This window comes from Rhizobium sp. TH135 (genome assembly GCF_002855515.1).
In the GTDB taxonomy this organism is placed as follows: domain Bacteria; phylum Pseudomonadota; class Alphaproteobacteria; order Rhizobiales; family Rhizobiaceae; genus Allorhizobium.
On sequence record NZ_PKRP01000001.1, the window covers coordinates 160,255 to 185,106 of the forward strand.

Sequence of the window (24,852 nt, forward strand, 5' to 3'; positions counted from 1 at the left end):
GCAAGCCGCCTAAACTTCAGATTTTCCAAGAGAGGGGCAGCGTTCTGTTGGTGCTCAGCTTACCGAGCCCCCCTCTTGCGAAATCTGAGGTTTGGCCCTGATCGGGCCAATTCCTCGATTTCGCTTTCTCCCCCGCAAGGGGGGAGATTGGCCGCCGCATGCTTCGCCGCCGGTCGGGATTGCTCCCTCCGGGTGGGCTGAAATTTGTCTCGGACGAGGCGCCAGAAGCAACCTGTCTAAGTAGTCTATGTGGCTCCTTCCGGCGCCCCGTTCGGCGTTTTTTTCCCGCTGCATGCGTCTCTCTGGCAAGGCGGCGACGGTCTTCGGGACCTTCGTCCCGAGGAATGACCGGGCGCGGGTCCGGCTGCGACGTCACCATGAGATGACGCTTCAGCCTGGCCGGTGGCCCGGGAGGTTCCCGCCGGATGGTGCACCAATCCGACCGGGACCCTCGCCCGGGGGATGATCGTCTGGCCATTGGCGGCCCGGCGCTCATCCCCGCCGTTTGTTTCGCCCCGCTGTCTGGATGTTCGCGACAGCGCTGGCGCCTTGTCTGTGTGCCTCTGAGGCACGTCCTTCCAATCAGGGGTTTCAGGCGTCAGGCATCCGACCGTCCGCCATCACTTCCACCCCTTCGTCCGGAGGGAGACCGTTGCAGCGGGCCGGGGGTCTGTACCTGCGAGAGTACTCGCCCCCGGCGCCGGCCCCGCCTCGCCTGACATCGCATCGTCAGGTGTATCCGAGGGCGGGACGGGGATGAGTCTAAGGGGGTGGAAATGGTGGGGGATGAAAAAACATGTCGGGGTTTGATTTTGTTGGGAAATCGCTGCGGAGCGTCCCCCTTCTTTTGCCGATTTGCGGCTCACGGGGCCTATCTCCCCCCTTGCGGGGGAGACTTCGGAGCGATGGCCGAAGGCCAGAAATCGATCCAGTGAATCGATTTCAGCGAACGGAGGCCTGAGCGCGACGCCGCGCGAAGGCTGTGAGAGGAATTGGCCCGATCAGGGCCAAACCTCAGATTTCGCAAGAGGGGGGCTCGGTGAGGTGAGTACCAACTGAACCGTGCCCCTCTCCTGGAAAATCTGAAGTTTAGGCGGCTTACGCTCGCCTAAGCCTTCGATTTTCCTTCCTCCCCCGCAAGGGGGGAAGTAGCGTCGATGCTACCCGTGCGCGCCATGGTCGGCATCGCCGAACGCGTCAGCGATCAAACACGGTCGGAAACAAACGTTCTTTTAAATCTGCAAATACTCCATCGAGCCCCGGCATCAACGATGCTGCAGTTATGCCCATCAAACGCAATTCTTGCATCACCTTGGCGCGAGCCGACTTAGGTAGATCGAACGCTTTAAGGTAGCGACACCCCCTAGCGTCTTCGTGGAGCTTCACGAACTGCTCGACGTTGTCGACTGTACATATGCTGCACCATGCTTGTTGAGCGACCGCTCTCGGATTCGACAAAGGATAGGGCTGGAAGAATGTTACATGTGGACGAACATTTAAGGTCGAAAGGCTAGGAGCCTGATCCTGATGCCATCTCTCGAGTTCGAACTCAAAGATCCTTACTGAACCCTCCGTTTCGTTGGTGACACCCGAGAAGGCAAAGTAGGCTGCAACAAATGGAGAGGCGCTCCAATCAAGAAGCGGAGTAGGGAAACCATGGTGCTGAAGCAGATACCAAAACGATGCTCGATCGTCAGGATCCTTCAGGTCAAACCGGCGATCCAGCACATTGATGGCTGAACTTAGAGCCCTGCGAACATCATCAACCGCAAACCGGTAAAGATCTTTGCGAGAGGTACGATGAAATGACGTTCGAAGGGGATAAGGCTTCATTTGCCCCCTGAACACCGATTGATGCTCCCTTTGGGAAAGAACATAATCCCGGAACGAGTCCCAGTCTTTAATTGTCTCGTCAGCGAGAACGATGCTGGAGTTCGGCACACCCGGTCTGTGCGCGACGCCTGACAATGTGCCTACTGTCTTACTCGATCCATCAGTAGCCCGATCCAGTGTTGTCAAGGCTACATCCATTCGATCAGCCTTTACACTAAGGGAGACCAAGACTTCATTTGGCAGAACAAACCCCTGTGAAGCTTTGGCCAGATCGCTTGTAGAAGCCGGAATCGCCTCACCGACCATTTCGTACTCGACCCTAGCGACGAACGATGCAGATTCAGCACGGCCAGCTATCGAAAATTTAGTGATGAACACGAGATCGTTCTCAAGCCCCTCCTGAAAGAAGGTAGCACGACCTTGATATCCACTTGGAAGGTCATCGATTTCGATGACGCACAATCCCTTTGCGTAACCAAGAAGTTCACCGAACCATTGTCCTGCCAGCATACAAACTGCCCCACCACCGCCAAAACACTAAAATAAGCTGTAACACCCCACAAGAACAACTATCAGCTTCAGGCGCGCACAAAAAACCCGCCGGCCATACAACCGACGGGTCCATAACTCTCAGAGCGAACCGCCCTGCCCTCAGCTGCGCGGCTTCAAGTTCTCAGGATCATACAGCGGCTTGTAACCCACCGCTGCGACCTCGACCGGGAAGCTCTCGGCGAAGTATTCCACGTTCAGCTTCCGACCCACCTCGCAATATTCCGCCGGCAGATAGGCGAGCGCGATGTTCTTGCCGATCGTCGGGCCATAGGCCACCGACGTCGTGTAGGAGCGACGTCCAAGGCTGTCGATCAGGACTTCGCCGGTATCAGGATCCATGACCGGCATGGAGCCGACCGGGTAGCGGGCGACACCCGACTTGTCGACATTGTCGGTCATCACGAGCGTGCAGAGCATGGCCGGCTGCTTGTCGCGGGCCTTGTATTCGAGATGCTTGGCCTTGCCGCGGAAATCGGCTTCTTTGACCTTCGGACGGGCGAGATCGGCTTCGATCAGGTTGTACTGGGTCAGAAGATCGGCGTTCTGCAGGCGCAGGCTCTTTTCCATGCGGCGGGAATTGGCATAGGTCTCGACACCGAAGGCCATGACGCCGGTGGCGCGCAGAGCATCCCAGACGGCAAGGCCGTCTTCGTACTTCATATGCAGTTCCCAGCCCTGCTCGCCGACATAGGAAATGCGGAAGGCGGTGACCGATTTGCCGGCGATTTCGATCTGCTTGATCGCGGCGAAGGGGAAGTTTTCGGGGTCGAGACCGGCGGGGTCCGCGACGGCCTTTTTCAGCGTATCGCGGGCGTTCGGGCCCCAGATGCCGATGGTGATGTATTTTTCCGACGTGTCGGTGATGGTGACATCGAGGCCGCGATCCTGGGCGACGCGCTTCATGTAGTGGAAGTCGCGCGGTCCGGCGTCGGCACCATTGACCAGGCGGCAGCGGTCGGCGAGCCGGAAGACGGTGAAGTCGGCGCGGACCATGCCCTCGTCGTCGAGGAAGTGGGTGTAGATGCCCTTGCCGATATTCGCATCACCACCGATCTTGGCAGCGCAGAGCCATTCCAAGAGCTCGACATGGTCAGGACCTTCGATGTCGACCATATGGAAATGGCTAAGATTGACGATGCCGCAATCCTCGCTCATCGCCAGATGTTCGGCATTCGAAACGCGCCAGAAGTGTCTGTTATCCCACTCGTTTTCACGAACAGGAACGCGATCGCCGTATTTCTCCAGGAGGTGCTCGTTGGCGGCGTAGCCATGCGCACGCTCCCAGCCGCCGAGTTCCATGAAGTGACCGCCGAGTTCGACTTCGCGCTCATACATCGGCGAGCGCTTGGCGCCGCGACCGCTGGCATAGGGTTCGCGGGTGTGAACGGCGGGGAAGTAGATCTTCTGGGCGGCCTCGTAGCAGCGGCCGGCGATGAAGTCTTCGGTGAGCTGGTGCGGGTAGAAGCGGGCGTAATCGATCGAGTTGTGGTCGATCTCGGTGCGGCCATCGGTCATCCAGTCGGCGATCAGCTTGCCGTAACCGGGGCCGTCCTTGACCCAGATGGCGACGCAATACCAGAGGCCACGCACCTTCTGGCTTTCGCCGCAGGACGGGCCGCCAGCAGCCGAGACCTGCAGCAGGCCGTTGAACGAATGGCTCTCGTTATAGCCGAGCTCGCCAAGGATCGGGGTGAGTTCCATGGCGCGCTCGAGCGGCTCAAGGATCTGCTCCATTTCGAGGTCGCGCTGCGAGGGCGAGAGGCGTGCCTCGTGCTTTTCCAAGAGTTCGCGCGGATGGCACATGCGCGGATTGTGCTGCTCGTAATAGCCCCATTCGATCTGGCCGCCTTCCGAGGTCTTCGGGTCGCCGGTGTCGCGCATATAGGCCGAATTGCCCTGGTCGCGCAGCAGCGGGTAGCCGATGTCCTTGCCGGTGCCTTCGAACTCGTTGTACGGACCGAAGAAGGTGAGCGGATGGTCGACCGGCATGACCGGCAGGTCTTCGCCGACCATTTCCGCAATCAGGCGGCCCCAGAGGCCGGCGCAGACCACGACGTGGTCGGCCATGATCGTGCCGCGATGGGTGACGACGCCCTTGATGCGACCACCCTCGACGATGAGAGACTGGGCCGGCGTATTGCCGAACATTTGGAGCTTGCCGGACTTTTCCGCCGCATCGACAAGCTTGCCGGCAACAGTCTGGGAGCGCGGGATGACGAGGCCGGCATCGGGATCGAACATGCCGCCCATGACCTGGTCTTCCTCGATCAGCGGGAAGAGTTTCTTGATTTCGGCGGGCGAGACATAGTGAGCGCGGGTGCCGAAAGCCTTGGCAGAGGAGAGCTTGCGCTTGATCTCTTCCATCCAGGTGTCGTCGCCGGTGCGGGCGACTTCGAGACCGCCGATACGGGCGTAGTGGCCCATCTTCTCGAAGAAATCGATCGAATACTGCGTGGTCCAGACCGAGAGATAGTCGTGGCTCGTGGTGTAGCAGAAGTCCGAGGCATGGGCGGTCGAGCCGATGTCGGTCGGAATACCCGACTTGTCGATACCGACGATGTCGTCCCAGCCGCGCTCGATGAGATGATGCGCGATCGATGCGCCGACGATGCCGCCTAGACCGATGATGACGACTTTCGCCTTGGTCGGAAACTCTGCCATAGCCTTGTGAACCCTGATGTCTGGGAGTGAATGATGTGGCACCGATCTTAAAAGCCCGGGCGGGGCATTTGCAGCCTGTCTGCGACATTCTGCAAGAGACCCACGACCACTTGTCCACGCCCTGATCCGCCGGATCGCGGCGAGAGGGTGGCTTTGCATACCGCAGAGAGGACAAAAAAGGGCGTCGGTTATCACCGACGCCCGTCTTCTCCGTTGCCGCATGGCGCTTTTGCGTCACGCGGCGATGTTGCGATCCGTCAGAGGCGGATGGTGCCGTTGTCCTCGCCATCCCAATACTGAACCGTATCGGCATGGACCTTGATCAGCACCAGGCCGGGCGTCGCGGTGCCCTCGGGAAACCAGCGGTCGAGATCGGAATTCCAGTGGCCTTCGAAGACGGCCTGGTCGGCGATCAGGCTGGCGCGGCCCTCGGCAGTGATGAAGATGCCCGGCTTGCCGAGCAGGCTGGGCGGCGCGGTGAAGCTGAGAGTCACGGTGGAATCGGCCGTCAGCTCGCGGATCTTGGCGGTGTCGGTATAGGAAAAGAAATAGCTGTCGCCATCATATTCGACGTCGCCATTGTTGCTCATCGGCCGACCGGCGATGGCGCCGTCTTCCGCCCGGGTGAGCATCATGCAGAAATCGATCTTCTGCATCTTCTTGGCAAGTTCGGGGAGAGTGAGTGTCATGGGTGCCTCCGGCTTCTGATGTCCGGGACAAGCCCGAAGGCGACCATTTGTTCCGGAGTGAAAGGCGCAGCCCGCGATCGTCGGGATAGGCCGATAAGCCGGTGGATCGCCATTTTGCGGCCTATCTTCAGCCTCAGTTGGATCAATCTTTGCCGATAGGCGTTGTTCCACGCTGCCTGAGAAGCCGAAAACGGCCACCCCTCCCCGGCAGCCGAACATGGAAGGAGAATTGCCATGAAGAAAATGCTCATCCTGAGCCTCGCCACCCTGCCCGTCTTCACGAGCGCCGGCATCACCGCAGCGGCCGACATGACGGCTGGCGCCCCGGCTCCCGCCGTCATCGAGAGCGACCGCGTCGGTGGTGTGCGCATCGGTTACCTGGATTGCCAGATCGGTGGTGGCCTCGGCTACGTGCTCGGCTCTGCCAAGACCGCAGACTGCGCCTTTACCTCCGTCATCGACGGCGAACCGCTCGACACCTACACCGGCTCGATCAAGAAGTTCGGCGTAGATCTCGGCTTCACCACCAAGAGCCGCGTGATCTGGGCCGTCTTTGCTCCGACCGCCGGTTATCACAAGGGCTCGCTCGGTGGTCTATATGGCGGTGCGACCGCAGAAGCGACCGTCGGCGCCGGCATTGGCGCCAACGTCCTCTTCGGCGGCACCTCCGGCTCGATCCATCTGCAGCCGGTCAGCGTCTCCGGCCAGATCGGCCTGAACATCGCCGCCACCGGCACCTCTATGACGCTGCAGCCGTCTGCTATCTGATCGGCAGCATCAGTCAGATCATGAGAAAGGCGCCTCGCAAGGGGCGCCTTTTTTGATGTCCTGGAGTATGACGGCTGACGTCGGTGTTAGCCCTCCGCCTCCAGAAACCCACCCGACTGCCGCGCCCAGAGACCGGCATAATGGCCGCCGAGCGCGAGAAGCTCGGCATGCGTGCCCTGCTCGACGATGCGGCCCTTGTCGAGGATCACGAGTCGATCCATGGCGGCGATAGTCGAGAGACGGTGAGCGATCGCGATGACCGTGCGATCCTGCATCAGGCCTTCGAGACTGGTCTGGATCGCCTGCTCGACCTCCGAATCCAGTGCAGAGGTAGCCTCGTCGAGGATCAGGATCGGCGCGTTCTTCAGGATCACCCGGGCAATCGCGATGCGCTGGCGCTGGCCGCCGGAGAGTTTCACCCCGCGTTCGCCGACATGGGCATCAAAGCCGGTGCGACCGTTCCAGTCGGACAGCCGTTCGATGAACTCGACCGCATGCGCCTGGCGCGCTGCTTCGATCACCTCCGCGCGCGTGGCCGAGCGGCGGCCATAGGCGATGTTGTCGTGGATCGAGCGATGCAGCAGCGAGGTGTCCTGCGTGACGACCGAAATATTCTGACGGATGCTCGCCTGCGTCGTGTGCGCCACGTCCTGTCCGTCGATGGTGATACGGCCAGATTCGAGATCGTAGAAGCGGAGCAGCAGGTTCATCAGCGTCGACTTGCCCGCACCTGAGCGGCCAACGAGACCGATCCGTTCGCCGGGTTTCATGTCGAGCGAGAGGTTCTCGATGATCCCGCCCTTGCGGCCATAGTGGAACGAGACGTCGTCGAAGCGGATTGCGCCCTGGGTAACCACCAGCGGTCGGGCGGCTGGCGTGTCGGTGAGCCCGATCGGCTTGGCGATCGTTTCCATCGCCTCATGCACCGTGCCGACCTGATCGGAGATCTGGGTGATCTCCTGCGCCACGCGGGCGGATGTGCCAGAGATCTGCAGCGTCATCGGCAAGACCATGGCGACCACATCGATGCCGATGGCGCCATCGACCCAGAGCCGGACGGCAACCCAGGTCGTTCCGGCGATCAAGAGGCCGGAGAGGATGGTGAGGCCGATGGAGAAGAGCGACAGCCAGCGATGCTGGGTGATCATCCGGCCGGTATGCTTGTCTACGCTTTCGCGCACGAAGGCATCCTCCTCCTCGGGCCGGGCGAAGAGCTTCACCGTCATGATATTGGTGTAGCTGTCGACGATGCGACCGACCATTTCCGAGCGCGCATAGGCAATCGCCTTCGAGCCGCGGCGGATCTGCGGCACGATCAGGATGAGAAAGCCGATATAGGCAATCGTCCACAGCGCCACCGGCAGCACCAGCCACCAGCTGGCGGCAGCCAGAAAGGCCGACGTGATGACGCCAAGAGCTGCGAGATACCAGACGACCGAGATGATCGAGACAACCGAGCTTCGAAGCGTGTGGCCGATTTCCAGGATGCGCGAGCCGATGCGACCGGCAAAATCATTCTGGAAGAAGGAAATGTTCTGGCGGATGACATGCCAGTGGCTCTGCCAACGGACCATGTTGGTCACACCCGGCGCAATAGACTGGTTGAGCACCAGCCCCTGCAGCGTCGTCACCAGCGGGCGGATGACGAGGACCAGGACAATCAACCCGAAGATCAGCCCGGAAGCTTCGGAAAACACCTGTTCTTTCGGCGTTGAGGTCAGCACCTCCACAAGCCGCCCCATCAACACCGGGATCGCAGCATCGGCAATGGCGACGAGCAAGCTCGCGAGCAGAAGTGCGATGAACAGGCCCTTCGCCTGGCGCACGAAGAACCAGTAGAAATTCAGAAGTCCTTCCGGCGGATCCCCCGGCGTCTCGCGGGCGGTGGGAACGATAATGGTCTCGAAATAGCGGAGCATGAAATTGTCTCTGAAAATGGGAGGCGGCGGGGCAGTGCAGGCGGGAGACTCAAGCGAGCACTGGACGACAACTCCTAGCACTCCACGCTGGCAATGGGACAATTTCGCGACGGCGCTCAGACCGTCTCAGACCGGCCCCGCTCGCTCATCGCCCACCAAGGCACGGATTCGATCTGCGACCTCGGGGTCGATCGGCGTGTAGACCATCAGGTTGAGATCGACCCGTCCGTCGACGGCGAAGGCGGAGTATTCGAGATCGATGGTGCCGAGGACAGGATGCGCCAACCGCTTGGCCCCTTCCCCGGGAACGCTGATCTCGTTCTCGGCCCAGATCCTGCGAAAGTCGGCGCTCACTTCGGAAAGCTCATCGACAAGGTCGCCGATCTGCGACACCGCGCCGGCTCTGGCGGCATCGGCTCGAAAAGCGGCGATCGAAAAGCGCGCAATCGCCTCCCAGTCATGCTGCTTGGCGCGGACCTCGGGATTGCGAAACAGATAGCGCAGCATATTGCGCTCGCCCGGCGGCAGCTTTCCGTAATCGGAGAGAACGATGGTGGCCGCCCGGTTCCACGCGACCACATCCCAGGTTGCAGTCTTCACCACGGCGGGGCAGGTGTCGAGCCGGTCGATGAAGCGCTGCAAGCGCGGGCTGACGCCGTCCACGGACGTGTAGCGCGCCTCAGGCGGACGCCCCAGCCCTAACATGAACAGGTGCTCGCGCTCCGCTTCCGTCAGCAGCATGGCCCGTGCGATGCGGTTGAGCACATCGGCGGAAGGCGCACCACCGCGCCCCTGTTCGAGCCAAGTATACCATGTCGGACTGATATTGGCGCGCTGGGCAATTTCCTCGCGCCGCAGACCCGGCGTGCGTCGACGTCCGGACAGGCCAAAGGTGGCCGGGTCCAGACGCGTCCTGCGGTCGCGAAGAAAACTTGCCAATGTCGTCGCGGCCATGAAGGACTGCCTATCCTGAGAGTTATTATACCATGATAAGATCACTACTTTAACAGGATAACAGATCTGCCATTGCTTGTCCCGTTCACTGGAAAGGATACAGGCATGCAAATCTTCATCACAGGAGCCACCGGCTTTATCGGCTCGGCCGTCATTCCCGAACTGCTCAGCGCCGGACACCATGTTGTGGGGCTAACCCGATCGCAACGAGGCGCCGATATGCTGCGGAAGGTTGGCGCGGAGGCGCATCTGGGCGCACTTGAGGACTTGGACAGCCTCTCCCGCGGGGCCGAGAGGTCGGATGCCGTCATCCATCTCGCCTTCGACCATGATTTCTTAAACTACGAGGCCAATTGCCGGAAGGATGCCGACGCGATTGCAGCGCTTGGTAAGCCGCTTGTCGGCTCCGACCGCCCGATGCTGATCACCTCGGCAATTGGCATGGGCATCGCAACCCCAGGCGAATTGGCCAAGGAAACCGTACTCGACCTCCAGCATGGGAACCCGCGCATCGCGTCCGAAAAGGCGGGACAAGGCCTGCTTCAGGCGGGCGTCAACCTCATCACCATCCGCCTCTCGCAAATTCACGATATCAGGCGCCAGGGCCTGGTCAGCTATCTCATCGACGCGGCACGGGCGCGAAACACGGCAGCCTACGTCGGGGATGGCGCCGGCCGCTGGTCGGCCTGCCATGTGAGCGACACCGCCCTGCTGTACCGGCTGGCCCTGGAAAAGGGTGAACGCGGTGCGCGCTACCACGCCGTCGAAGAGGAAGGCATCAGTCTTCGCAACATCGCTCACGCGATCGGTGTGCGGTTCGACCTTCCGGTGCAATCCGTGACGGCAGAACAGGCCCCGGATTATCTCGGTGCCATGTCAGGCTTTGCGACCTTCGACATGCCGGCGTCATCAGTGCTGACACAGGCAGCACTGGGCTGGAAACCAACCGGTCCCGGCCTCCTAGACGACATCAGGGCCATGCCACGCGAAACCTGACGCGCGAAGCCCTGATCGCCTCACGTCCCGCAGAACGTCCGCGTTACCCGCTCGTCCGGTCTGGGCGGCACCCGCAGATCGGCGGTACTGGGATCCTCTGCATAGGGATTGGCAAGCGCCTCGACGAGACGATGGAAGAAGGAGAAGTCGCCATAAACAGCAGCGGCGATCGCCTCTTCGATGCGATGGTTGCGGGCGATCAGTGCCGGATTGACCGCCTCCATCGCGGCCTGTCGCTCGGGCGCTGACCTGTTGTCGTCGATGCGGGCATGCCAGCGGGCGAGCCAGTCGGAGAGACCCGGCTGAGGGACCGTGAAGAGATCGGTCAGCGTTTCCACGGCTGCCCCGCCGACGACTTTGGAGAGTGCGCGGAAGGTCAGTGTAAAATCCGCCTCGCCCTGATGCATCAGCTCGAGGAAGTCGGTGACAAGCTGGCGGTCGTCTTCACCCTCGCCCGTCACACCGAGCTTTGCCGCAAACAGCGCCAGCCATTCAGCCTGGAAGACATCGCCGAAGGCCTTGAGCACGCCGTTAGCCGCCTCCAGCGCTTTTTCTTCGTCTGCATCAAGGAGCGGCAGCAGGCATTCGGCGAGCCGCGCGATGTTCCATTGGCCGATACCGGGCTGGTTGGCATAGGCATACCGGCCGCGCTGGTCGATCGAGGAGAAGACCTTGCGCGGATCATATTCGTCGAGGAAGGCGCAAGGGCCGAAATCGATGGTTTCGCCCGAGATCGCCATGTTGTCGGTGTTCATCACGCCATGGATGAAGCCGATCGACAGCCAACGGGCAATGAGCCGCGCCTGCCGTTCCGCAACCAAGGTCAGCATGGCGAGATACGGGCTCTCGGCCCCCCGCGCTTCCGGATAGTGTCGGTCGATGACGTGGTCGGCGAGCATCTGGACGGCTTCTTCATCGCCTTGTGCGGCGAAGAACTGGAAGGTGCCGACGCGGATGTGGCTGGCAGCGACCCGGGTGAAGACGGCGCCCGGCAGCATGGTCTCGCGCATCACGGTTTCACCGGTCGCAACCGCCGCAAGCGCCCGTGTTGCAGGCACGCCAAGCGCGGCAAACGCCTCCGACACGATGTATTCGCGCAGAACCGGGCCAAGGGCCGCCATGCCATCGCCATTGCGCGAAAACGCTGTTGGCCCCGATCCCTTGAGCTGAATATCGTGGCGGCGCCCCGCGCGATCGACGACCTCGCCGAGAAGCAGCGCCCGCCCATCACCGAGCTGCGGGTTGAAATGGCCGAACTGGTGGCCCGCATAGGCCTGCGCCAGCGGCTCGGCGCCAACGGGGATCACCTGCCCGCCGAACAGCTGGGCGAGACGCGCGCTATCGACATCCGCAACATCGAGCCCCAACTCCTCCGCCAGCGCCTGATTGAAGCGGATCAGCTGCGGTGCGCGGGCGGCGGCAGGTTTCGCCGGTCGGTGGAAGCGCTGCGGCAGGCGGGCGTAAGTGTTGTCGAAGGAAAACAAAGGGCACTCCTGGTCCGGCAGCAGGCCGGACAATGTCATGGGCATCATCCAGATATGGGATCACGCGGCGGCGAGACAAGCAAAACCGCAGGGCATGACCGGGTTTCGGCCTAAGGCAAAGCTTTGCGTTCGGCGGCGAGCGGAGCGGGCGGCAGCGGAGGCGCGTCGAGACCGACAAAGGGATCAGCCCAGGCGGGCAAGGCCTCCAAGCGCCCATACCACGCCTCAATGGCCGGATAATCGCCAAGCGGCAGGCCGGCCACATCATTGAACGGCAGGAAGGACGCCATGCGGAAGTCGGCATAGGAGAGGCCACTGTCGAGCAGGAAGGGGCGTTCAGCCAACTCCGCCGCGAGAAGACCGGCGGAGCGGTGGAAAGCGGCAAGCCCTTCCTCCACCGATGCCGGATCGACAGGGCCGATGCCATAACGCTGCTTGGTGCCGAATTCGAAATGCACCATGTCGCAGGCATGGACGAAATTGGCCTTGCCCCAGCTCAGCCACCGGATCATCTCGGGTTCTTCGTCGTCGTTACGCCAAAACCCCTCGCCGGAGAGCCGCGAAAGCCGGCAGGCGATGGCATCCGCCTCCCAGAGGCTGCGCCGGCCCTCCTCCTCCAGGATCGGGATCGAAAGACCTGGATTGAGCGCCCTGTATTTCTCAGCCTGTCCGGGCGAAAAGGGCGATGCAAAGACAAAGTCCACCGGCGAGCCCAGATGCCGGGCGACGGCCACGGCAAGGCGTGGATTGGGATTGCGACTGTAGTGCAGCTTCATGATAGTCCTCCCGCCTCGTCTGGACACGGGCAGCACATGCCGCCTCACACAACCGATCCACAGGAAGCCACGGAACCGCAAGGTGGTCCAGCCTTCTGCCGCGCATGCCCGGATTTGGCTGTTGGTCGAAGCCATCGCGCAGTACCGATCCCTTGCGGGCAAATGACCGGACGCGCTACGATCGGCGATGAAGTCCCGGAAGGCCATGCGGCCTCTCTGGCCAATGCCTGCGAGACCCCAATGCGCCCTGCCCGACAGCTGATTGCCGCCCTGATGCTCCCTCTTGCAGCGCTTGCCGCCTGCACGACGACCGAAGACGCCAATCGCGCGCTGCAATCCCGCTGGATCGGCCAGCCGGCCGAGCGCTTCTTCGCAGCCTATGGCCCACCGATCGACGAATATCCGCTATCCTCGGGCAAGATCTACACCTGGCGGGGTGGCGACAAGACACGCTACATCCCACCGGTCTACTCGCGTCCCGAACCGGCGCGCACCATCGTGCGCACCGAAACCCGCCAAGACGGCTCGGGCCAGACGGTGACCCAGACCCGGGTGATCACCCGCGACCCCTTCTGGGAGCCGGAAGTGATCACGCCCGGTCGCTACGAGCAGCTCTTCTGCGAATTGCAGATCAACACCGACGCATCAGGCGTGATTTCGACGATCCGCGCCAGCAACGACACCACCGGCAACGGCTTCAGCCTCTCCCGCTGCGCGGAAGTCCTGGGCGTCGGGAAGTGATGACTTTGAAGTAATTCTGAAAGCAACAACTGCGGAATTAAGATTAGAAGCAATACATCGCTTGAACGAACGATCAGACGATGTCTGTTTTGAGCCAGGATTCAACGCGACCAACCGGGCGCTAAGGATGCATCAGTTGATCGATGCGACCTCTGCGGCCATCGCGCGGTCATCCTGTGAGGCCTTGGGCAGAAGCGCGTCGCAGGCGCCCTTGTGGCCGGTCAATTCCTTGACGAGATCATAGGTCGCGTCGGCGAGCGTCCAACGGACGGCAGCCTGCAACCCTTCCTGCGACTTGCTGCCGATCTTGATGTCGAACAACTCGTCGGAGAAGAAGCGGAAGACCGAGGCGAAGACTTCGCGACCGACCGCCTGCTTCGAGTAGGAATTGGCCTTGATGATGCGGGTGGACTTGGTGTCCGTGACCCGAATGTCGACGGCGGCTGTCACGGCAAAACGTCGGGCACCGGCACCGGCACCTCCGACGCTTGCCTCGAGGCCACCGGAATAGGTGTTGAAGTCAAGCTGGGTGATCACCCCGTCGATGACATAATCGGAGCCACGCAGCGCACCCTTGACCAGCGGCCGGAAGGGCAGGCTCTCATCACCGACCACAACATTGCCGCCATCCCCCAGGATCTGCTCGCGAGCACGGGCGATTTCCCATTCGGAGACGGCCGTATTCGACCGATTGACCTGCTTCACGCCCGCCTTTTGCAGCAGGGACACCATCATGCCAGCACTGTCGCGCGGCAGATAATTGCCGGTTTCTTCAGACGAATAACGCCCGGTTTGATCCGTGATCACATGCACGGCAAAGATGCGCGGGTAGCGCTGAACTTCGGGTGTCTTGCTCAGGCATTCCAGAGCTGCATCAACAGGCGTGCGTGTCGCAATCGGAACAGGGCCGAGGAAGGGTTCCTTAGGGGCTTGCTCCGCCGTTTGCGATTGGCAGGCGGCGAGAAAAATGACCGGAGCAAGCAGGAGGCCACGCAATATACCAGAAGTCATGCCTCGGGCCTCAATTGTTCAGGATCGAATTGTTGCTGTCGGTCTGGGTGATCGTCTGGGCACCCGAATTGGTCTGGGTGGTCGTGATCGTGTTGCCGGATCCGTTGATCGTGATGGTCGTGGCATTCCCGGTCTGCTGCGTGCCCAATCCCGCCGCCGAACCGACGCCCGTCGCGGGGAATTTGCCCTGCAATTCCAGACGTGTGCGTTCGAGATTGAGAAGCACCTGGCGCTCATTGGCCGAGCGGAACTGATAGGGCCGATCTTCGCCAAGACCATTCGCGACCGCCGCCGAGGGCGCCATGACAGCGAGCACCAACAGCCCCGCAGAATATCTAGAAACGTCCATAACACCCCCCTAAAATTCTACAGCTTACTCGTCTCTTCCTACCTGTAATCTAAGGATGGGATAGCACTAAAGACAGCCGGAGACAGCGAAAATCTACTGCAAAAATAGATAAGCCGAGAAGACACCGGAAACTCGTTGCCGAAAGACAACACCATTTAACAACAACGCACAAACCACTGATGACACTGGACAATAGAAGATTGATGACGCAACAATCATACGACGTCGAGCGAACGTATAGGTCAACTCCATGCGTATATTTATATCTATGACACTTGCTATCGGTCTAGCTGCCTCTCCGGTGGCGGCTGAGACGAATACGGTGGAAAATTTTGTCCGCGCCATGGTAGAGTTGAAGCGCGCTGGGGCGACTTGTGAGCCCTATGTGCAAGGCTCTCCGCTCAGTCTCATGGCTGGCATCGACGCCTATTTTGTTGCGTTGAAACAGCCCGTCCCCAACACCGTGGACGAGCGGACCAGGGACAGCATCGGCAAATTGATCAAGCAGCATGCGGCTTACATTTGCTCGACGAAACTTGTGAAAGCGCAGAACAATTACATCAGCGCTGCTGCGAGTTACATGGACAACAAGCCGGCGGAATGGCCGGATGCGCCCTGGATCGACTTCCCGCAGTGGTGTCAGGACCCGGCCTGCGCGGAATACTGACATCCGGTTTCCGAGCTGCACTCAGACGAAGTTCGCGCCTCGTCAGAAGGAAATTCCTCAGCGTTCGATTACGACCGCATTGCCGGTCTGGGACACGGCGCCCGCGTTGGCACCCTGGACGGACTGGCTGTATTCTGCCGACTGCAACACGTCGACGGTCTGCGAAGACCCATCTTCAGCCGTCGCTTTCAGGACAATCATGTTGACGTAGTTGTTGGAGTTCTGCGTGATGTTCGGCGAGGTGATCTGCGTAAGCCCCTGAAGGGTCATCACCTCGACGCGGTTGTTCACAACCTGCTCGCCATTGCTGGAGGTCTGCTCCAGATAGCCGATGTTCTCCGCCTCGATGTAATTGGCGATATTGGTGCCGTTCTGGCTGATCGAACCCCAGCGCGCGCCATCTTCAAGCCGCACGACATTGTTGATGATCTGATCGCCGGAAAAGTCGCGGATCACTTCATCGACGTTGCGCGCAACGATAATATTGCCGAGATTGCTCCCCTCCTGAACGATCGCACCCGCACCACCCGCACCCGTGACATCAATCTGGTTGTCGACACGCTGCTCCGCCTGCTTGGTGAAATTCTGGGAGCTGAGCGCCACCGACTGCTCGGAATAGACCAGGTTCATGGTGTTGGTGCCCGACTGGCGCAGCGTGCCCGGAAGGTCCGGCAGAACAAGGCTGTTCTTCGCGTGCTGCACCGAACCATCGGCGAAATACTGCTCGACATTGCCGATATCACCGCCGACGACGGCGTTGCCGGTGTTGGACGCCTCCTGTTCGAGCGTTTCAAGCGCGGAGACCGCATTCAGGATGATGTCATTGACAGAGAGCTGCCTGCCCTCGAAATCCTGGCGGACGCTATCGAGCGGCCGATCGCTGACATCGATGATGTTACCAGCATTGGCCGCAGTCTGGCGCGCCGACTTCGCAAGGGACACATTGGTCCAGCCGAGCGCCTGACTTGCATCCTGCTGCCCCTCAAAGCTCTGGACGATCTGCGCCGACCGAACAAGTTCCTGCGCCGGAATGAGCGCAAGCGGCTCAGCGACCGGAAGACCGGGCCAGGCAACCAGAACCGCGCATGTCACGACTAAGGAAACTCGATATCTCCGGGACATCGGAACAAACACCTTGGCTCATCATGAGCCAGGCCCCCACACATTCATCGACAGAAATGAAAAGGCCAGGCTGACGGATCAGCCTGGCCAAAGCTTCAATCAGTTCATGTCGCCGATCGAGTTGGCAACGTTGGTTGCGCTCTGAACGACGGCCTCGACGGTGCCATTGGCATCGATCAGGTTCGAAGCATTCTGAGAGACGAACGCGACCTGGCTGATGCCAAGGCCAACATCGATTTCATCGATCGAAACGAGGTTGGTTGCGTTGACTGCCGTCTGCTCAAAGTCCCAGATATTCGAATTGCTGCCGACGGAATCGGCCACGTTGCGAGCCTTCTGATCGACCGCGGAGAACTGCGCGAGTGTGTAGTTCACGCTCTTGACCGAGACGCTGTTGATGACGTTCGTCGCATCCTGCGTGGACGGAACGACCTCGCCGTCGACCGTAGCATTCCCATCAATCCACTTCTTGAACTGGATCGTGTTCAGGGCATCCTGATCTCCGACAGCAACCTGTTCGATCTTGTCGAGGTCCGGCGCATCCAGATCGACCGTAATCAGATTGGACGCATTCACAGCAGTCTGACTCACATCGAGGACGGTGTCCGCGACAGCGATGTCGTTCGTGGCGTACTGGTCAACAAATGCACCCTGCTTGATCCAGTCGAGCACGTTGGCTGTTCCCGGAATATCGTCGTCGCCGAGCGATACGGAGTTGGCAACGTTGGTCGCGCTCTGGGTCACATCGTCAATAGTGACGTAGTCACGCTCCATTTCCCACTTGTGCTTTTTCCAATTCCAGTCCCAGCTATAGCCCGATTCAATGCTGTTCTCAGCATCCTGCTCGACGGCGGATTTCTGCAGGATCGTATCCAGGTTGCCAGCGCTCGCCTTGGAAACAAGGTTTGCCGCGTTTACGGCTTCCTGCACCCCTACTTTCACCTTGGTCACATCTTCGATGTCATTCAGGGCTTCCTGAATGCCGATCGCAAACTGGCTGATATCGGCATCCACGTCCGTCGCAAACGCCGACGTCGACGCCATCAGCGCCAATACTGAAGCTGCGATTACACTTTTCATGGTCTCTCTCCTCTGCTTCACCTATCGCCCCGATTTCAATCCGTACTCAACCACCTCAGACAGAGAATAGGTCGTACCAGACAACAGAGCTTCTCACTCCCCCAGAGTCATTCTGGAGAATATCAAATAAATTCAACGATATTTTTCAGCCATACAGAAGATACGCGGCTTTTCTGATTACAGAACAAGAACGTTCGCACTCGCAGCAATGACGCAGCCACTCAATACAGCACTCAAACATAGCGATATTTCAATGGTTGCGTAACAATACTAGTGGCGAAACAGACTTCTGCCAATAAGATACAAGCACGCCTTCTTTGCTTGCGTCAATACTGTATTAACACAAAATTAATGACGATAAATGACACTGGATTGCCGGTTTATTTCGTTTTCGAATCAGCCGCTTGAATATCTTTAGTTGCACGAGCGACTGAATGTTCCGCCAAAACACCCCAAAATTAGCGTGGTTTCGGCGTGCAAAACGAGCGCGTCGAGGGCTGCGCGACCATGCGTGCGGCGCGGTCGCGAAGTATCCGTCTGTTCTACTGTCGGTCCTGCACAAGGCTCCGCCGCAGACGCCATCGCCCACCCCCGGCATTCGACGTAGGCTTGTCTGAGCCTTTGCCGTGGACATCCGCGGACGGGTTACGCTAGGCTTAGGGATGGTTTAAGGGGACGATCGGCGGGACCGAATTCCGGCCGCCTTGAGTCGACCAATTAGAGGGACGAAAAAGACATGTTGAAGCGCCTTTCATTCACCGCCGCCCTGCTCTCGCTGGCAGCAAGCCCAGCCTTCGCGCACCTGGATCCGGCAGCCCATGGTTCGCTGATGGCAGGCATCTCGCACCCGCTCTTCGGCGCCGATCACATCCTGGCAATGGTCGCTGTGGGTGTCTGGGCAAGCCAGATCGGTGGTCGCGCACTCTGGGCCGTCCCAGCTGCCTTCGTCTCGATGATGGCCGTTGGCTTCGGCCTCGCCGTCGCGGGCGTCGGCCTGCCCTTCGTGGAGCCGGCGATCCTCGCTTCGGTCATCGGCCTTGGCCTGCTGGTCGCCGCCGCCGTGCGCCTGCCGGTCGCAGCGTCCGCCGCAGTCGTCGGCATCTTCGCCCTCTTCCATGGCCATGCCCATGGTGGTGAACTGGGTGCCGCGGGCGCTCTGTCCTTCGGCCTCGGCTTCCTGATCGCAACCGCCGCCCTGCATGGCGCCGGCGTCGCGCTCGGCCTTGGCGTCACCCGCTTCGGCCCGGCTGTCGCCCGGATCCTCGGCCTCGCAACCGCTATCGGCGGTGCCGCGATCGCCTTCGGCTGACACCACCCTTCGGGCCGCCTAACGGCTCTTTCATTCGACCGCCGCGAAGCCCGGTTCCATGCCGGAACCTTCGCGGCGGTTTTGCGTTTCGGTCCGCCGACAGACCGCGCCCGGCCAAGCGACGACGGCAGAGAATGAGCAAAATATTCTCATTTGCCCATTTTATTTGCTCTTTTCTCTCATCCCTCACGGGCTGCGATCTGCGAAGACGGCGATACCGAATTATGCAATGAAAGGACCTTCCGATGCGTTGGCTCAAGACGATCGCAGTGGCTGCAACCCTGCAGACTCTCATTTTCCCGCAGGCCTTCGCTGGCGAGAACCTCGACCAGATCAAGGCGGCAGGCGTCATCAAGATTGGCACCGAGGGCACCTATGCGCCCTTCACCTTCCACAATGCCGACAACAAGCTTGTTGGTTTTGATGTCGAAATCGGCGAAGCCGTCGCCGCCAAGCTTGGCGTCAAGGCTGAGTTCGTCGAAGGCAAGTGGGATGGCCTGATCGCCGGCCTCGACGCCAACCGCTATGACGCCGTCATCAACCAGGTCGGCATCACCGAGGCCCGCAAAGAAAAGTACGACTTCTCCGATCCCTATATCGTTTCCAAGGCCGTACTGGTCGTCAAGAACGACAACGACGAGATCAAGAGCTTCGAGGATCTTGATGGCAAGACGTCTGCCCAGTCGCTGTCGAGCAATTTCGGCAAGATCGCCGAAGCGGCCGGCGCCGAACTCGTCGGCACCGATGGTTTCGACCAGTCGATCCAGCTTGTGTTGACCGGTCGCGCCGACGCCACGATCAATGACAGCCTCTCCTTCCTCGACTTCAAGAAGCAGAAGCCCGACGCGCCGGTGAAGATCGCCGCCGAAAAGGCTGAAGCAGATGCCTCCGGCATCATCGTTCGGAAGGGTGATCCGGAACTGGTCGCCGCGATCAACCAGGCGCTGGCAGACATCAAGGCCGACGGCACCTATCAGAAGATCGCCGACACCTATTTCGGCCAGGACGTCTCGAAGTAATCTCTACCCTCCCCTCGAGGGGGAGGTGGGAGAACGCCACCGGTCGCAGCGGCTTTGCCTCTCGGTCGGGGCAAAAGCATCTTTGTTGTCCAATGCGGCAGGGGCGCTTCTCGTCCCTGCCGCAAAATCGTTTCGGTTCCCGTTCTCAAGGATACCCCCAATGCCGCACTGGCTCGACCTGATGCTGACCTCGCTGCCGACCCTCTTATGGGCCGGTGTGAAGTTCACCATTCCCCTGACGCTGCTGTCGTTTGCATTCGGCATCACCCTCGGCCTGATTACAGCAGTGACGCGGCTGTTTGCGGCAAAGCCTCTGGTGCTGGTCGCGCGCTTCTATGTGTGGGTGATCCGTGGCACGCCGCTTCTGGTGCAGCTCTTCGTCATCTTCTACGGCCTGCCAAGCGTCGGCATCCTGCTCGATGCCTTTTCCGCCGCCCTGATCGGCTTCACGCTGAATGTCGGTGCCTATACCTCAGAGATCATCCGCGCCGCCATCTCTTCCGTGCCCAAGGGACAGTGGGAGGCGGCCTATTCGACCGGCATGACCTGGGGTCAGGCCATGCGCCGCACCATCCTGCCGCAGGCCGGCCGCGTCGCCGTGCCGCCGCTGTCCAACACCTTCATCTCGCTGGTGAAGGATACCTCGCTTGCCGCGGCCATCACCGTGCCGGAGCTCTTCCAGTCGGCCCAGCGCATCGTCGCCACGACCTACGAGCCGCTGATCCTCTATATCGAGGCGGCCCTCATCTACCTGGCGCTCAGCTCCGTTCTGTCGGCGCTGCAGGCGCGGCTCGAAACCCGCTTCGCCCGTTATGGCGGGATGCTGGAGGCTAACCGATGATCACGCTCTCCCATATCGTCAAGCGCTTCGGCGACGCGACCATCCTCAACGATATCTCGCTCTCGATCCCCGAGGGCAGCGTGACCGCGCTCGTCGGCCCCTCCGGCGGCGGCAAGAGCACGCTGTTGCGCTCCATCAATCTTCTCGAGCAGCCGACATCCGGCAGGGTGCAGATCGGCGCGCACGGGATCGACTTCACGCCGGGGCGCAAGGTTGCCTTTGCGGAACTCCAGAAGATCCGTTGCGAGACCGGCATGGTCTTCCAGAACTTCCAGCTTTTCCCGCATCGGACCGCGATCGAGAATGTCATGGAGGGCCTGATCACGGTGCAGAAATGGCCGCGCGACAAGGCCCATGCCCGCGCCACAGAGCTTCTGCAAAAGGTCGGCATGGCCCACAAGGCTGATGCCTGGCCGTCGGAACTGTCAGGCGGCCAGCAGCAGCGCGTGGCGATCGCACGTGCCCTGGCGCCTTCCCCGAAAGTCCTGCTTTGCGACGAGCCGACCTCAGCGCTTGATCCGGAACTGGCCGGCGAGGTGGTCGACGTGTTGAGCCAGCTGGCGGCCGAGGGCACGACCATGGTCATCGCCACCCACGACCTTCGCCTTGCCTCGAAGATCGCAAGCCAGGTGGTGTTTCTGGAGGCGGGCGTCGTGGTCGAAACCGGGACCGGCGAGCAGATCTTCCGCAATCCTGAGCGCGAGCGCACGAAGCGCTTCGTCTCCTCGATCAGCGCCGCCCAGGCCCTCTGATCGAGGGCGCTCGACGCGCCGCAGCCGACGACAAAGAAATACGAGGAAGGGCGGCGCGAGGGATCGCGCCGCCCTTCTCATGTGTTCGATCGGAGCTGATCCGATGGATCAGAACTCCTGCCAATCACCATTGACCGCGGCATTGCCGTGGAAGGCAGTGGCCAGCTTGCGCCCCAGCGCCTTGGCCGGCGACGGCCGATGGGTCTCTGCAGCAGTGGGCGCACGGGGACGCGACGCAACGGGCGTGCCGTGGTCGACCACGCGGAACTGGGCGAGAAGACCGTTCAGGGCCACGACTTCCTGCGCCAGACCGTAGCTCGCAGCCGTCGTCTCTTCGACCATGGCGGCGTTCTTCTGCGTGTCCTGGTCCATCTGGTTCACAGCCGTGTTGATCTGCTGCAGGCCCGACGACTGCTCCTGGGCAGATTCGACGATGGCAAGCACATGGCGGTTGATTTCCTGGACTTCAGCAACGATCGTTTCCAGCGCCTTGCCGGTATGGCCAACCAACTGCACGCCTTCCTGAACCTGCTCGTTGGAGGTCGTGATCAGCGACTTGATCTCCTTCGCAGCGGTGGCAGAGCGCTGAGCAAGTTCACGCACTTCCTGAGCAACAACCGCAAAGCCCTTGCCAGCTTCGCCAGCGCGGGCAGCCTCCACGCCGGCATTCAGCGCCAGCAGGTTCGTCTGGAAGGCGATTTCGTCGATTACGCCGATGATATTGGAGATCGACTGTGAGGACTGCTCGATCTTCTCCATCGCAATGACGGCGCGGCGGACGATATCGCCCGATTCCTCGGCACCAGACTTGGCGCGCGAGACGAGCTGGCCCGCTTCCTGGGCGCGCTTGGTCGAATCCTTGACCGTGGTGGTGATTTCCTCAAGTGCTGCAGCCGTCTCTTCGACGGCAGCGGCCTGCTGTTCGGTGCGCTTGGAGAGATCGTCTGCGGCAGACTTGATCTCGTTCGAGCCCGCATCGATGCCACGGGCATTGGCCGCGACCCGCGACAGCGTATCCTCAAGCTTCGAGGCCGAGTTGTTGAAGTCCGTGCGCACGCCGTCGAGCGAGGCGACGAAGGGCTGCTGGATGCGGAAGGAAAGGTCCCCCTCGGCAAGCTTCGACAAGGCGAGCGCCAGATTGTCGACCGCAAACTTCACGTCCTCGGTTTCCCGCAGCGACTGCTCGTGGCGGACCAGGCGCTCCTGTTCGCTCATGCTGCGATTGGCCTCGGCCTCCCGCTCGAGGCGAACGCGATCCTTGGCATTGGCGCGGAAGATTTCCGCGGCCTGGGCGATCTGGCCGATTTCGTCCGACCGGTCGAGGCCTGGAATATCCTCCTCGACATTGCCGGCAGCGAGACCGGCAAGGCGGGCGCGCAGGCGAAGCATCGGCCCCGTGATCCCGACCTGGGAGATATAGAGCGCGACGGCAAAGGCGATGACGAGGCCGATGGCGACACCAGCCACGCTGGACCAGGTGGTCGACTGAACGGAAGCGCCGAGTGCTGCCGTGCCATCGGTCAGCAGAGCCTGCATGGCCTGATTGTGATTGCCGCTGAGGGTAGAGAGCTGGCCGAACAGCTCTTCATGCTGGCTCTGCAGTTCGGTGACCTTCGCAGTATCACCGGCTGCGGCAGCGGCCAGCATCTGGTCGAGATTGTCCTTCAACTCGCCGACAAATCCGACCAGCTCCTTCATGGCATCCGCCCGGCTCGGCAGTTCATTGCTGACCCGGCCGTAACGCTCATAGGCCGTCTTGAAGTTCTTCTCGTAGCGCTCGCCCAGAGCCTTGTACGCTTCGGACTTCGGATCCATGTCGGCCATGCGCAGCGACATCGAGACGGAGGTCCAGATGGCAGCGGAGGCGCGTGCACCGAGGATCGTCAGATCGGTCTCGCGGGTGAGCAGGCTCTGATAGCTCTGGTTTGTGGAGTTGAGGGCGACCGCCAGCCAGGCGGAGGTGGCGGTAGACATGATTGCCAGAACGAGCAGGGCGCACAGCACCTTGCTTCGGATCGTGAGCTTTTCCAACATGAAGTGTTCCTTTCGGGCACGAATAACGTGGAGCCAGGGCGCAGGACGTCGCGCCGCCGCCGCATGCGACTGCGGCACCGATCGGACACCATTCGCAGGTAAGGCTGCGCTTTTGACGCCCCTGAACCACAAATCAAAAAAAGTTGGGAAGCCCATTCATTGGGCCAAAGAACGAGACCTGCGGTGACCGGAAGCACACTGCCCGACAGGATCTCAGAAGTGAAAACCCGTCACGACCGGCATGTCCGTCGGAGGTCAACCGCGGAGAACAAGGACTGTCCGGAAGATGCTGTCATCCGCAACCATCTGTCGAACGAACGAATATCGAGATATCGTGAACAAATGGTTAGACCCGGCGCCTTCGGTTGTGTCCGGAGCAGCACTCGCCCTCTGGATATCACACCGGTGGGTCGGTCACGAAAGGCATGATATCGACCCCATCTCCGGGAAACACGGTGATGTGTGGATGGTCGACGAAGAGCCGGGCGGCGGCCTCCGCCGTCTCGGCCTCGACGATCAGATAGCCGCAAATGGCATTCGCCGCCGGCGAGACGCCAGCCAGCGTGACCCGCGTCGTCTTGCCAACCATGCCGCCTCGATTGACGATGGCTGCCGCATTGCGCTCTTCCCAATCGATCCATTGCGGAATGCCGGCGGCATCGATGGCATCCTGCTCAGCCTTGGGCAGGTTGCGAAAGCGCGTGAAATCCTCGTGCTTCATTGTGTAGACGGCGAGAAATTTCGGCATGTCAGCGGCTCCGGGTCGGTTAAGGACATGCCGGAGGCTAGCGCTTCGGGGGACCGAAGTCACCCGAAGCATTGGCGATTAGCCGCGACCGCGATAGGTGGCGACACCCTGCTCCGGCAGCCAGACGCCCTTGGGCGCCTCGCCGGTCTGCCAGAAGACGTCGATCGGGATGCCACCGCGCGGATACCAGTAAGCGCCAATCCGCAGCCACTTCGGATCGAGAAGCTCGACGATGCGCTTGGCGATATAGACCGAGCAATCCTCGTGGAAGGCACCGTGATTGCGAAAGGCAAAGAGGAAGAGCTTCAGCGACTTCGATTCCACCAGCCAGTCGCCGGGGATGTAATCGATGACGATATGGGCAAAATCCGGCTGGCCGGTCATCGGGCAGAGGGACGTGAACTCGGGTGCTGTGAAGCGGACGACATAATCCGTGCCGGCATTGCCATTCGGCACGCGCTCGAGAACGGCGGTTTCCGGGCTGGTGGGTGCTTCCACGCTCTGGCCGAGCTGGGTCAACCCGGACGTATCGGTCTTGCTCATGGGA

At 60.9% G+C, this 24,852-nt stretch carries 22 protein-coding genes; 8 read left to right on the forward strand and 14 right to left on the reverse strand.

The genetic code is table 11. The features are described 5' to 3' along the window. Window positions 1-1,197: 1,197 nt before the first annotated feature. From C0V73_RS00840 to C0V73_RS00850, 3 genes are all read right to left on the reverse strand, one after another. Window positions 1,198-2,343, reverse strand: a complete 1,146-nt coding sequence (locus tag C0V73_RS00840; RefSeq protein ID WP_102018107.1) for an FRG domain-containing protein — start codon at window positions 2,341-2,343, stop codon at window positions 1,198-1,200. Between the two features lie 141 nt (window positions 2,344-2,484). After that, window positions 2,485-5,046: an FAD-dependent oxidoreductase gene (locus tag C0V73_RS00845; RefSeq protein WP_102018108.1), complete on the reverse strand. Its 2,562-nt coding sequence runs from the start codon at window positions 5,044-5,046 to the stop codon at window positions 2,485-2,487. A gap of 257 nt (window positions 5,047-5,303) precedes the next feature. Beyond that, window positions 5,304-5,735: a pyridoxamine 5'-phosphate oxidase family protein gene (locus C0V73_RS00850; protein WP_102018109.1), complete on the reverse strand. Its 432-nt coding sequence runs from the start codon at window positions 5,733-5,735 to the stop codon at window positions 5,304-5,306. 234 nt (window positions 5,736-5,969) lie between these two features. Between C0V73_RS00850 and C0V73_RS00855 the strand changes: the two genes are divergently transcribed. Next, complete coding sequence (locus tag C0V73_RS00855) at window positions 5,970-6,503, forward strand: DUF992 domain-containing protein (protein WP_102018110.1); 534 nt, start codon at window positions 5,970-5,972, stop codon at window positions 6,501-6,503. Between the two features lie 86 nt (window positions 6,504-6,589). On the opposite strand, the gene C0V73_RS00860 is transcribed toward C0V73_RS00855, so the two are convergent. Beyond that, the gene (locus C0V73_RS00860; RefSeq protein ID WP_102018111.1) at window positions 6,590-8,422 is read right to left on the reverse strand and encodes an ABC transporter ATP-binding protein; all 1,833 of its coding nucleotides are present in this window, start codon (window positions 8,420-8,422) and stop codon (window positions 6,590-6,592) included. Window positions 8,423-8,548: 126 nt separating this feature from the next. Next, window positions 8,549-9,376, reverse strand: coding sequence for a helix-turn-helix transcriptional regulator (locus tag C0V73_RS00865; protein WP_102018112.1), 828 nt, complete (start codon window positions 9,374-9,376; stop codon window positions 8,549-8,551). Between the two features lie 105 nt (window positions 9,377-9,481). Here C0V73_RS00865 and C0V73_RS00870 point away from each other — a divergent pair, with 105 nt between their 5' ends. After that, a complete protein-coding gene (locus C0V73_RS00870) occupies window positions 9,482-10,372 on the forward strand; it encodes an SDR family oxidoreductase (protein WP_102018113.1) in 891 nt (296 codons plus the stop codon). A 20-nt stretch (window positions 10,373-10,392) separates the two neighbouring features. Here the strand turns inward: C0V73_RS00870 and C0V73_RS00875 are convergent, their stop codons facing one another. Both C0V73_RS00875 and C0V73_RS00880 read right to left on the reverse strand, forming a co-directional pair. Continuing rightward, window positions 10,393-11,895 (reverse strand): protein adenylyltransferase SelO, encoded by a 1,503-nt coding sequence (locus C0V73_RS00875; protein ID WP_102018114.1) that lies wholly within the window; start codon window positions 11,893-11,895, stop codon window positions 10,393-10,395. A 71-nt stretch (window positions 11,896-11,966) separates the two neighbouring features. Beyond that, the gene (locus C0V73_RS00880) at window positions 11,967-12,632 is read right to left on the reverse strand and encodes a glutathione S-transferase family protein (protein WP_102018115.1); all 666 of its coding nucleotides are present in this window, start codon (window positions 12,630-12,632) and stop codon (window positions 11,967-11,969) included. 162 nt (window positions 12,633-12,794) lie between these two features. Between C0V73_RS00880 and C0V73_RS00885 the strand changes: the two genes are divergently transcribed. After that, the gene (locus C0V73_RS00885) at window positions 12,795-13,373 is read left to right on the forward strand and encodes a hypothetical protein (protein ID WP_102018116.1); all 579 of its coding nucleotides are present in this window, start codon (window positions 12,795-12,797) and stop codon (window positions 13,371-13,373) included. 132 nt (window positions 13,374-13,505) lie between these two features. On the opposite strand, the gene C0V73_RS00890 is transcribed toward C0V73_RS00885, so the two are convergent. Together C0V73_RS00890 and C0V73_RS00895 are read right to left on the reverse strand one after the other, a co-directional pair. Then, the gene (locus C0V73_RS00890) at window positions 13,506-14,384 is read right to left on the reverse strand and encodes a CsgG/HfaB family protein (protein WP_102018117.1); all 879 of its coding nucleotides are present in this window, start codon (window positions 14,382-14,384) and stop codon (window positions 13,506-13,508) included. 10 nt (window positions 14,385-14,394) lie between these two features. Next, a complete protein-coding gene (locus C0V73_RS00895; protein ID WP_102018118.1) occupies window positions 14,395-14,733 on the reverse strand; it encodes a hypothetical protein in 339 nt (112 codons plus the stop codon). Window positions 14,734-14,983: 250 nt separating this feature from the next. On the opposite strand from C0V73_RS00895, the gene C0V73_RS00900 reads away from it, so the two are divergent. Further along, complete coding sequence (locus C0V73_RS00900; RefSeq protein ID WP_143708294.1) at window positions 14,984-15,400, forward strand: hypothetical protein; 417 nt, start codon at window positions 14,984-14,986, stop codon at window positions 15,398-15,400. Between the two features lie 57 nt (window positions 15,401-15,457). Here C0V73_RS00900 and C0V73_RS00905 read toward each other — a convergent pair whose 3' ends face one another. Both C0V73_RS00905 and C0V73_RS00910 read right to left on the reverse strand, forming a co-directional pair. Further along, window positions 15,458-16,492: a hypothetical protein gene (locus tag C0V73_RS00905; RefSeq protein WP_102018120.1), complete on the reverse strand. Its 1,035-nt coding sequence runs from the start codon at window positions 16,490-16,492 to the stop codon at window positions 15,458-15,460. A gap of 129 nt (window positions 16,493-16,621) precedes the next feature. Then, window positions 16,622-17,602 (reverse strand): hypothetical protein, encoded by a 981-nt coding sequence (locus C0V73_RS00910; RefSeq protein ID WP_143708295.1) that lies wholly within the window; start codon window positions 17,600-17,602, stop codon window positions 16,622-16,624. Window positions 17,603-18,338: 736 nt separating this feature from the next. On the opposite strand from C0V73_RS00910, the gene C0V73_RS00915 reads away from it, so the two are divergent. The 4 genes from C0V73_RS00915 to C0V73_RS00930 all read left to right on the forward strand — a co-directional run bounded on the left by C0V73_RS00915 (window position 18,339) and on the right by C0V73_RS00930 (window position 21,523). After that, window positions 18,339-18,911 carry a HupE/UreJ family protein gene (locus C0V73_RS00915; protein ID WP_102018122.1) on the forward strand — a complete coding sequence of 191 codons (573 nt, stop codon included), beginning with the start codon at window positions 18,339-18,341 and terminating at the stop codon, window positions 18,909-18,911. A gap of 245 nt (window positions 18,912-19,156) precedes the next feature. Then, window positions 19,157-19,930, forward strand: a complete 774-nt coding sequence (locus C0V73_RS00920; protein ID WP_102018123.1) for an amino acid ABC transporter substrate-binding protein — start codon at window positions 19,157-19,159, stop codon at window positions 19,928-19,930. 160 nt (window positions 19,931-20,090) lie between these two features. Beyond that, window positions 20,091-20,771 (forward strand): amino acid ABC transporter permease, encoded by a 681-nt coding sequence (locus C0V73_RS00925; protein ID WP_102018124.1) that lies wholly within the window; start codon window positions 20,091-20,093, stop codon window positions 20,769-20,771. Beyond that, complete coding sequence (locus tag C0V73_RS00930; protein ID WP_102018125.1) at window positions 20,768-21,523, forward strand: amino acid ABC transporter ATP-binding protein; 756 nt, start codon at window positions 20,768-20,770, stop codon at window positions 21,521-21,523. The genes C0V73_RS00925 and C0V73_RS00930 overlap by 4 nt, the downstream gene beginning before the upstream one ends. A gap of 108 nt (window positions 21,524-21,631) precedes the next feature. Here C0V73_RS00930 and C0V73_RS00935 read toward each other — a convergent pair whose 3' ends face one another. The 3 genes from C0V73_RS00935 to queF all read right to left on the reverse strand — a co-directional run bounded on the left by C0V73_RS00935 (window position 21,632) and on the right by queF (window position 24,848). Next, complete coding sequence (locus C0V73_RS00935) at window positions 21,632-23,557, reverse strand: methyl-accepting chemotaxis protein (protein WP_102018126.1); 1,926 nt, start codon at window positions 23,555-23,557, stop codon at window positions 21,632-21,634. A 397-nt stretch (window positions 23,558-23,954) separates the two neighbouring features. Further along, window positions 23,955-24,305, reverse strand: a complete 351-nt coding sequence (locus C0V73_RS00940) for a hypothetical protein (protein WP_102018127.1) — start codon at window positions 24,303-24,305, stop codon at window positions 23,955-23,957. Between the two features lie 78 nt (window positions 24,306-24,383). Further along, window positions 24,384-24,848, reverse strand: coding sequence for a preQ(1) synthase (gene queF / locus C0V73_RS00945; protein ID WP_102018128.1), 465 nt, complete (start codon window positions 24,846-24,848; stop codon window positions 24,384-24,386). Between the last annotated feature and the right edge of the window lie 4 nt (window positions 24,849-24,852).

Bases quoted from the DNA above. Each gene is read 5' to 3' on its own strand.
- C0V73_RS00840 (WP_102018107.1), bottom strand. From the start codon at position 2,343: ATGCTGGCAGGACAATGGTTCGGTGAACTTCTTGGTTACGCAAAGGGA.
- C0V73_RS00845 (WP_102018108.1), bottom strand. From the start codon at position 5,046: ATGGCAGAGTTTCCGACCAAGGCGAAAGTCGTCATCATCGGTCTAGGC.
- C0V73_RS00850 (WP_102018109.1), bottom strand. From the start codon at position 5,735: ATGACACTCACTCTCCCCGAACTTGCCAAGAAGATGCAGAAGATCGAT.
- C0V73_RS00855 (WP_102018110.1), top strand. From the start codon at position 5,970: ATGAAGAAAATGCTCATCCTGAGCCTCGCCACCCTGCCCGTCTTCACG.
- C0V73_RS00860 (WP_102018111.1), bottom strand. From the start codon at position 8,422: ATGCTCCGCTATTTCGAGACCATTATCGTTCCCACCGCCCGCGAGACG.
- C0V73_RS00865 (WP_102018112.1), bottom strand. From the start codon at position 9,376: ATGGCCGCGACGACATTGGCAAGTTTTCTTCGCGACCGCAGGACGCGT.
- C0V73_RS00870 (WP_102018113.1), top strand. From the start codon at position 9,482: ATGCAAATCTTCATCACAGGAGCCACCGGCTTTATCGGCTCGGCCGTC.
- C0V73_RS00875 (WP_102018114.1), bottom strand. From the start codon at position 11,895: ATGACATTGTCCGGCCTGCTGCCGGACCAGGAGTGCCCTTTGTTTTCC.
- C0V73_RS00880 (WP_102018115.1), bottom strand. From the start codon at position 12,632: ATGAAGCTGCACTACAGTCGCAATCCCAATCCACGCCTTGCCGTGGCC.
- C0V73_RS00885 (WP_102018116.1), top strand. From the start codon at position 12,795: ATGACCGGACGCGCTACGATCGGCGATGAAGTCCCGGAAGGCCATGCG.
- C0V73_RS00890 (WP_102018117.1), bottom strand. From the start codon at position 14,384: ATGACTTCTGGTATATTGCGTGGCCTCCTGCTTGCTCCGGTCATTTTT.
- C0V73_RS00895 (WP_102018118.1), bottom strand. From the start codon at position 14,733: ATGGACGTTTCTAGATATTCTGCGGGGCTGTTGGTGCTCGCTGTCATG.
- C0V73_RS00900 (WP_143708294.1), top strand. From the start codon at position 14,984: ATGCGTATATTTATATCTATGACACTTGCTATCGGTCTAGCTGCCTCT.
- C0V73_RS00910 (WP_143708295.1), bottom strand. From the start codon at position 17,602: ATGAAAAGTGTAATCGCAGCTTCAGTATTGGCGCTGATGGCGTCGACG.
- C0V73_RS00915 (WP_102018122.1), top strand. From the start codon at position 18,339: ATGTTGAAGCGCCTTTCATTCACCGCCGCCCTGCTCTCGCTGGCAGCA.
- C0V73_RS00920 (WP_102018123.1), top strand. From the start codon at position 19,157: ATGCGTTGGCTCAAGACGATCGCAGTGGCTGCAACCCTGCAGACTCTC.
- C0V73_RS00925 (WP_102018124.1), top strand. From the start codon at position 20,091: ATGCCGCACTGGCTCGACCTGATGCTGACCTCGCTGCCGACCCTCTTA.
- C0V73_RS00930 (WP_102018125.1), top strand. From the start codon at position 20,768: ATGATCACGCTCTCCCATATCGTCAAGCGCTTCGGCGACGCGACCATC.
- C0V73_RS00935 (WP_102018126.1), bottom strand. From the start codon at position 23,557: ATGTTGGAAAAGCTCACGATCCGAAGCAAGGTGCTGTGCGCCCTGCTC.
- C0V73_RS00940 (WP_102018127.1), bottom strand. From the start codon at position 24,305: ATGCCGAAATTTCTCGCCGTCTACACAATGAAGCACGAGGATTTCACG.
- queF (WP_102018128.1), bottom strand. From the start codon at position 24,848: ATGAGCAAGACCGATACGTCCGGGTTGACCCAGCTCGGCCAGAGCGTG.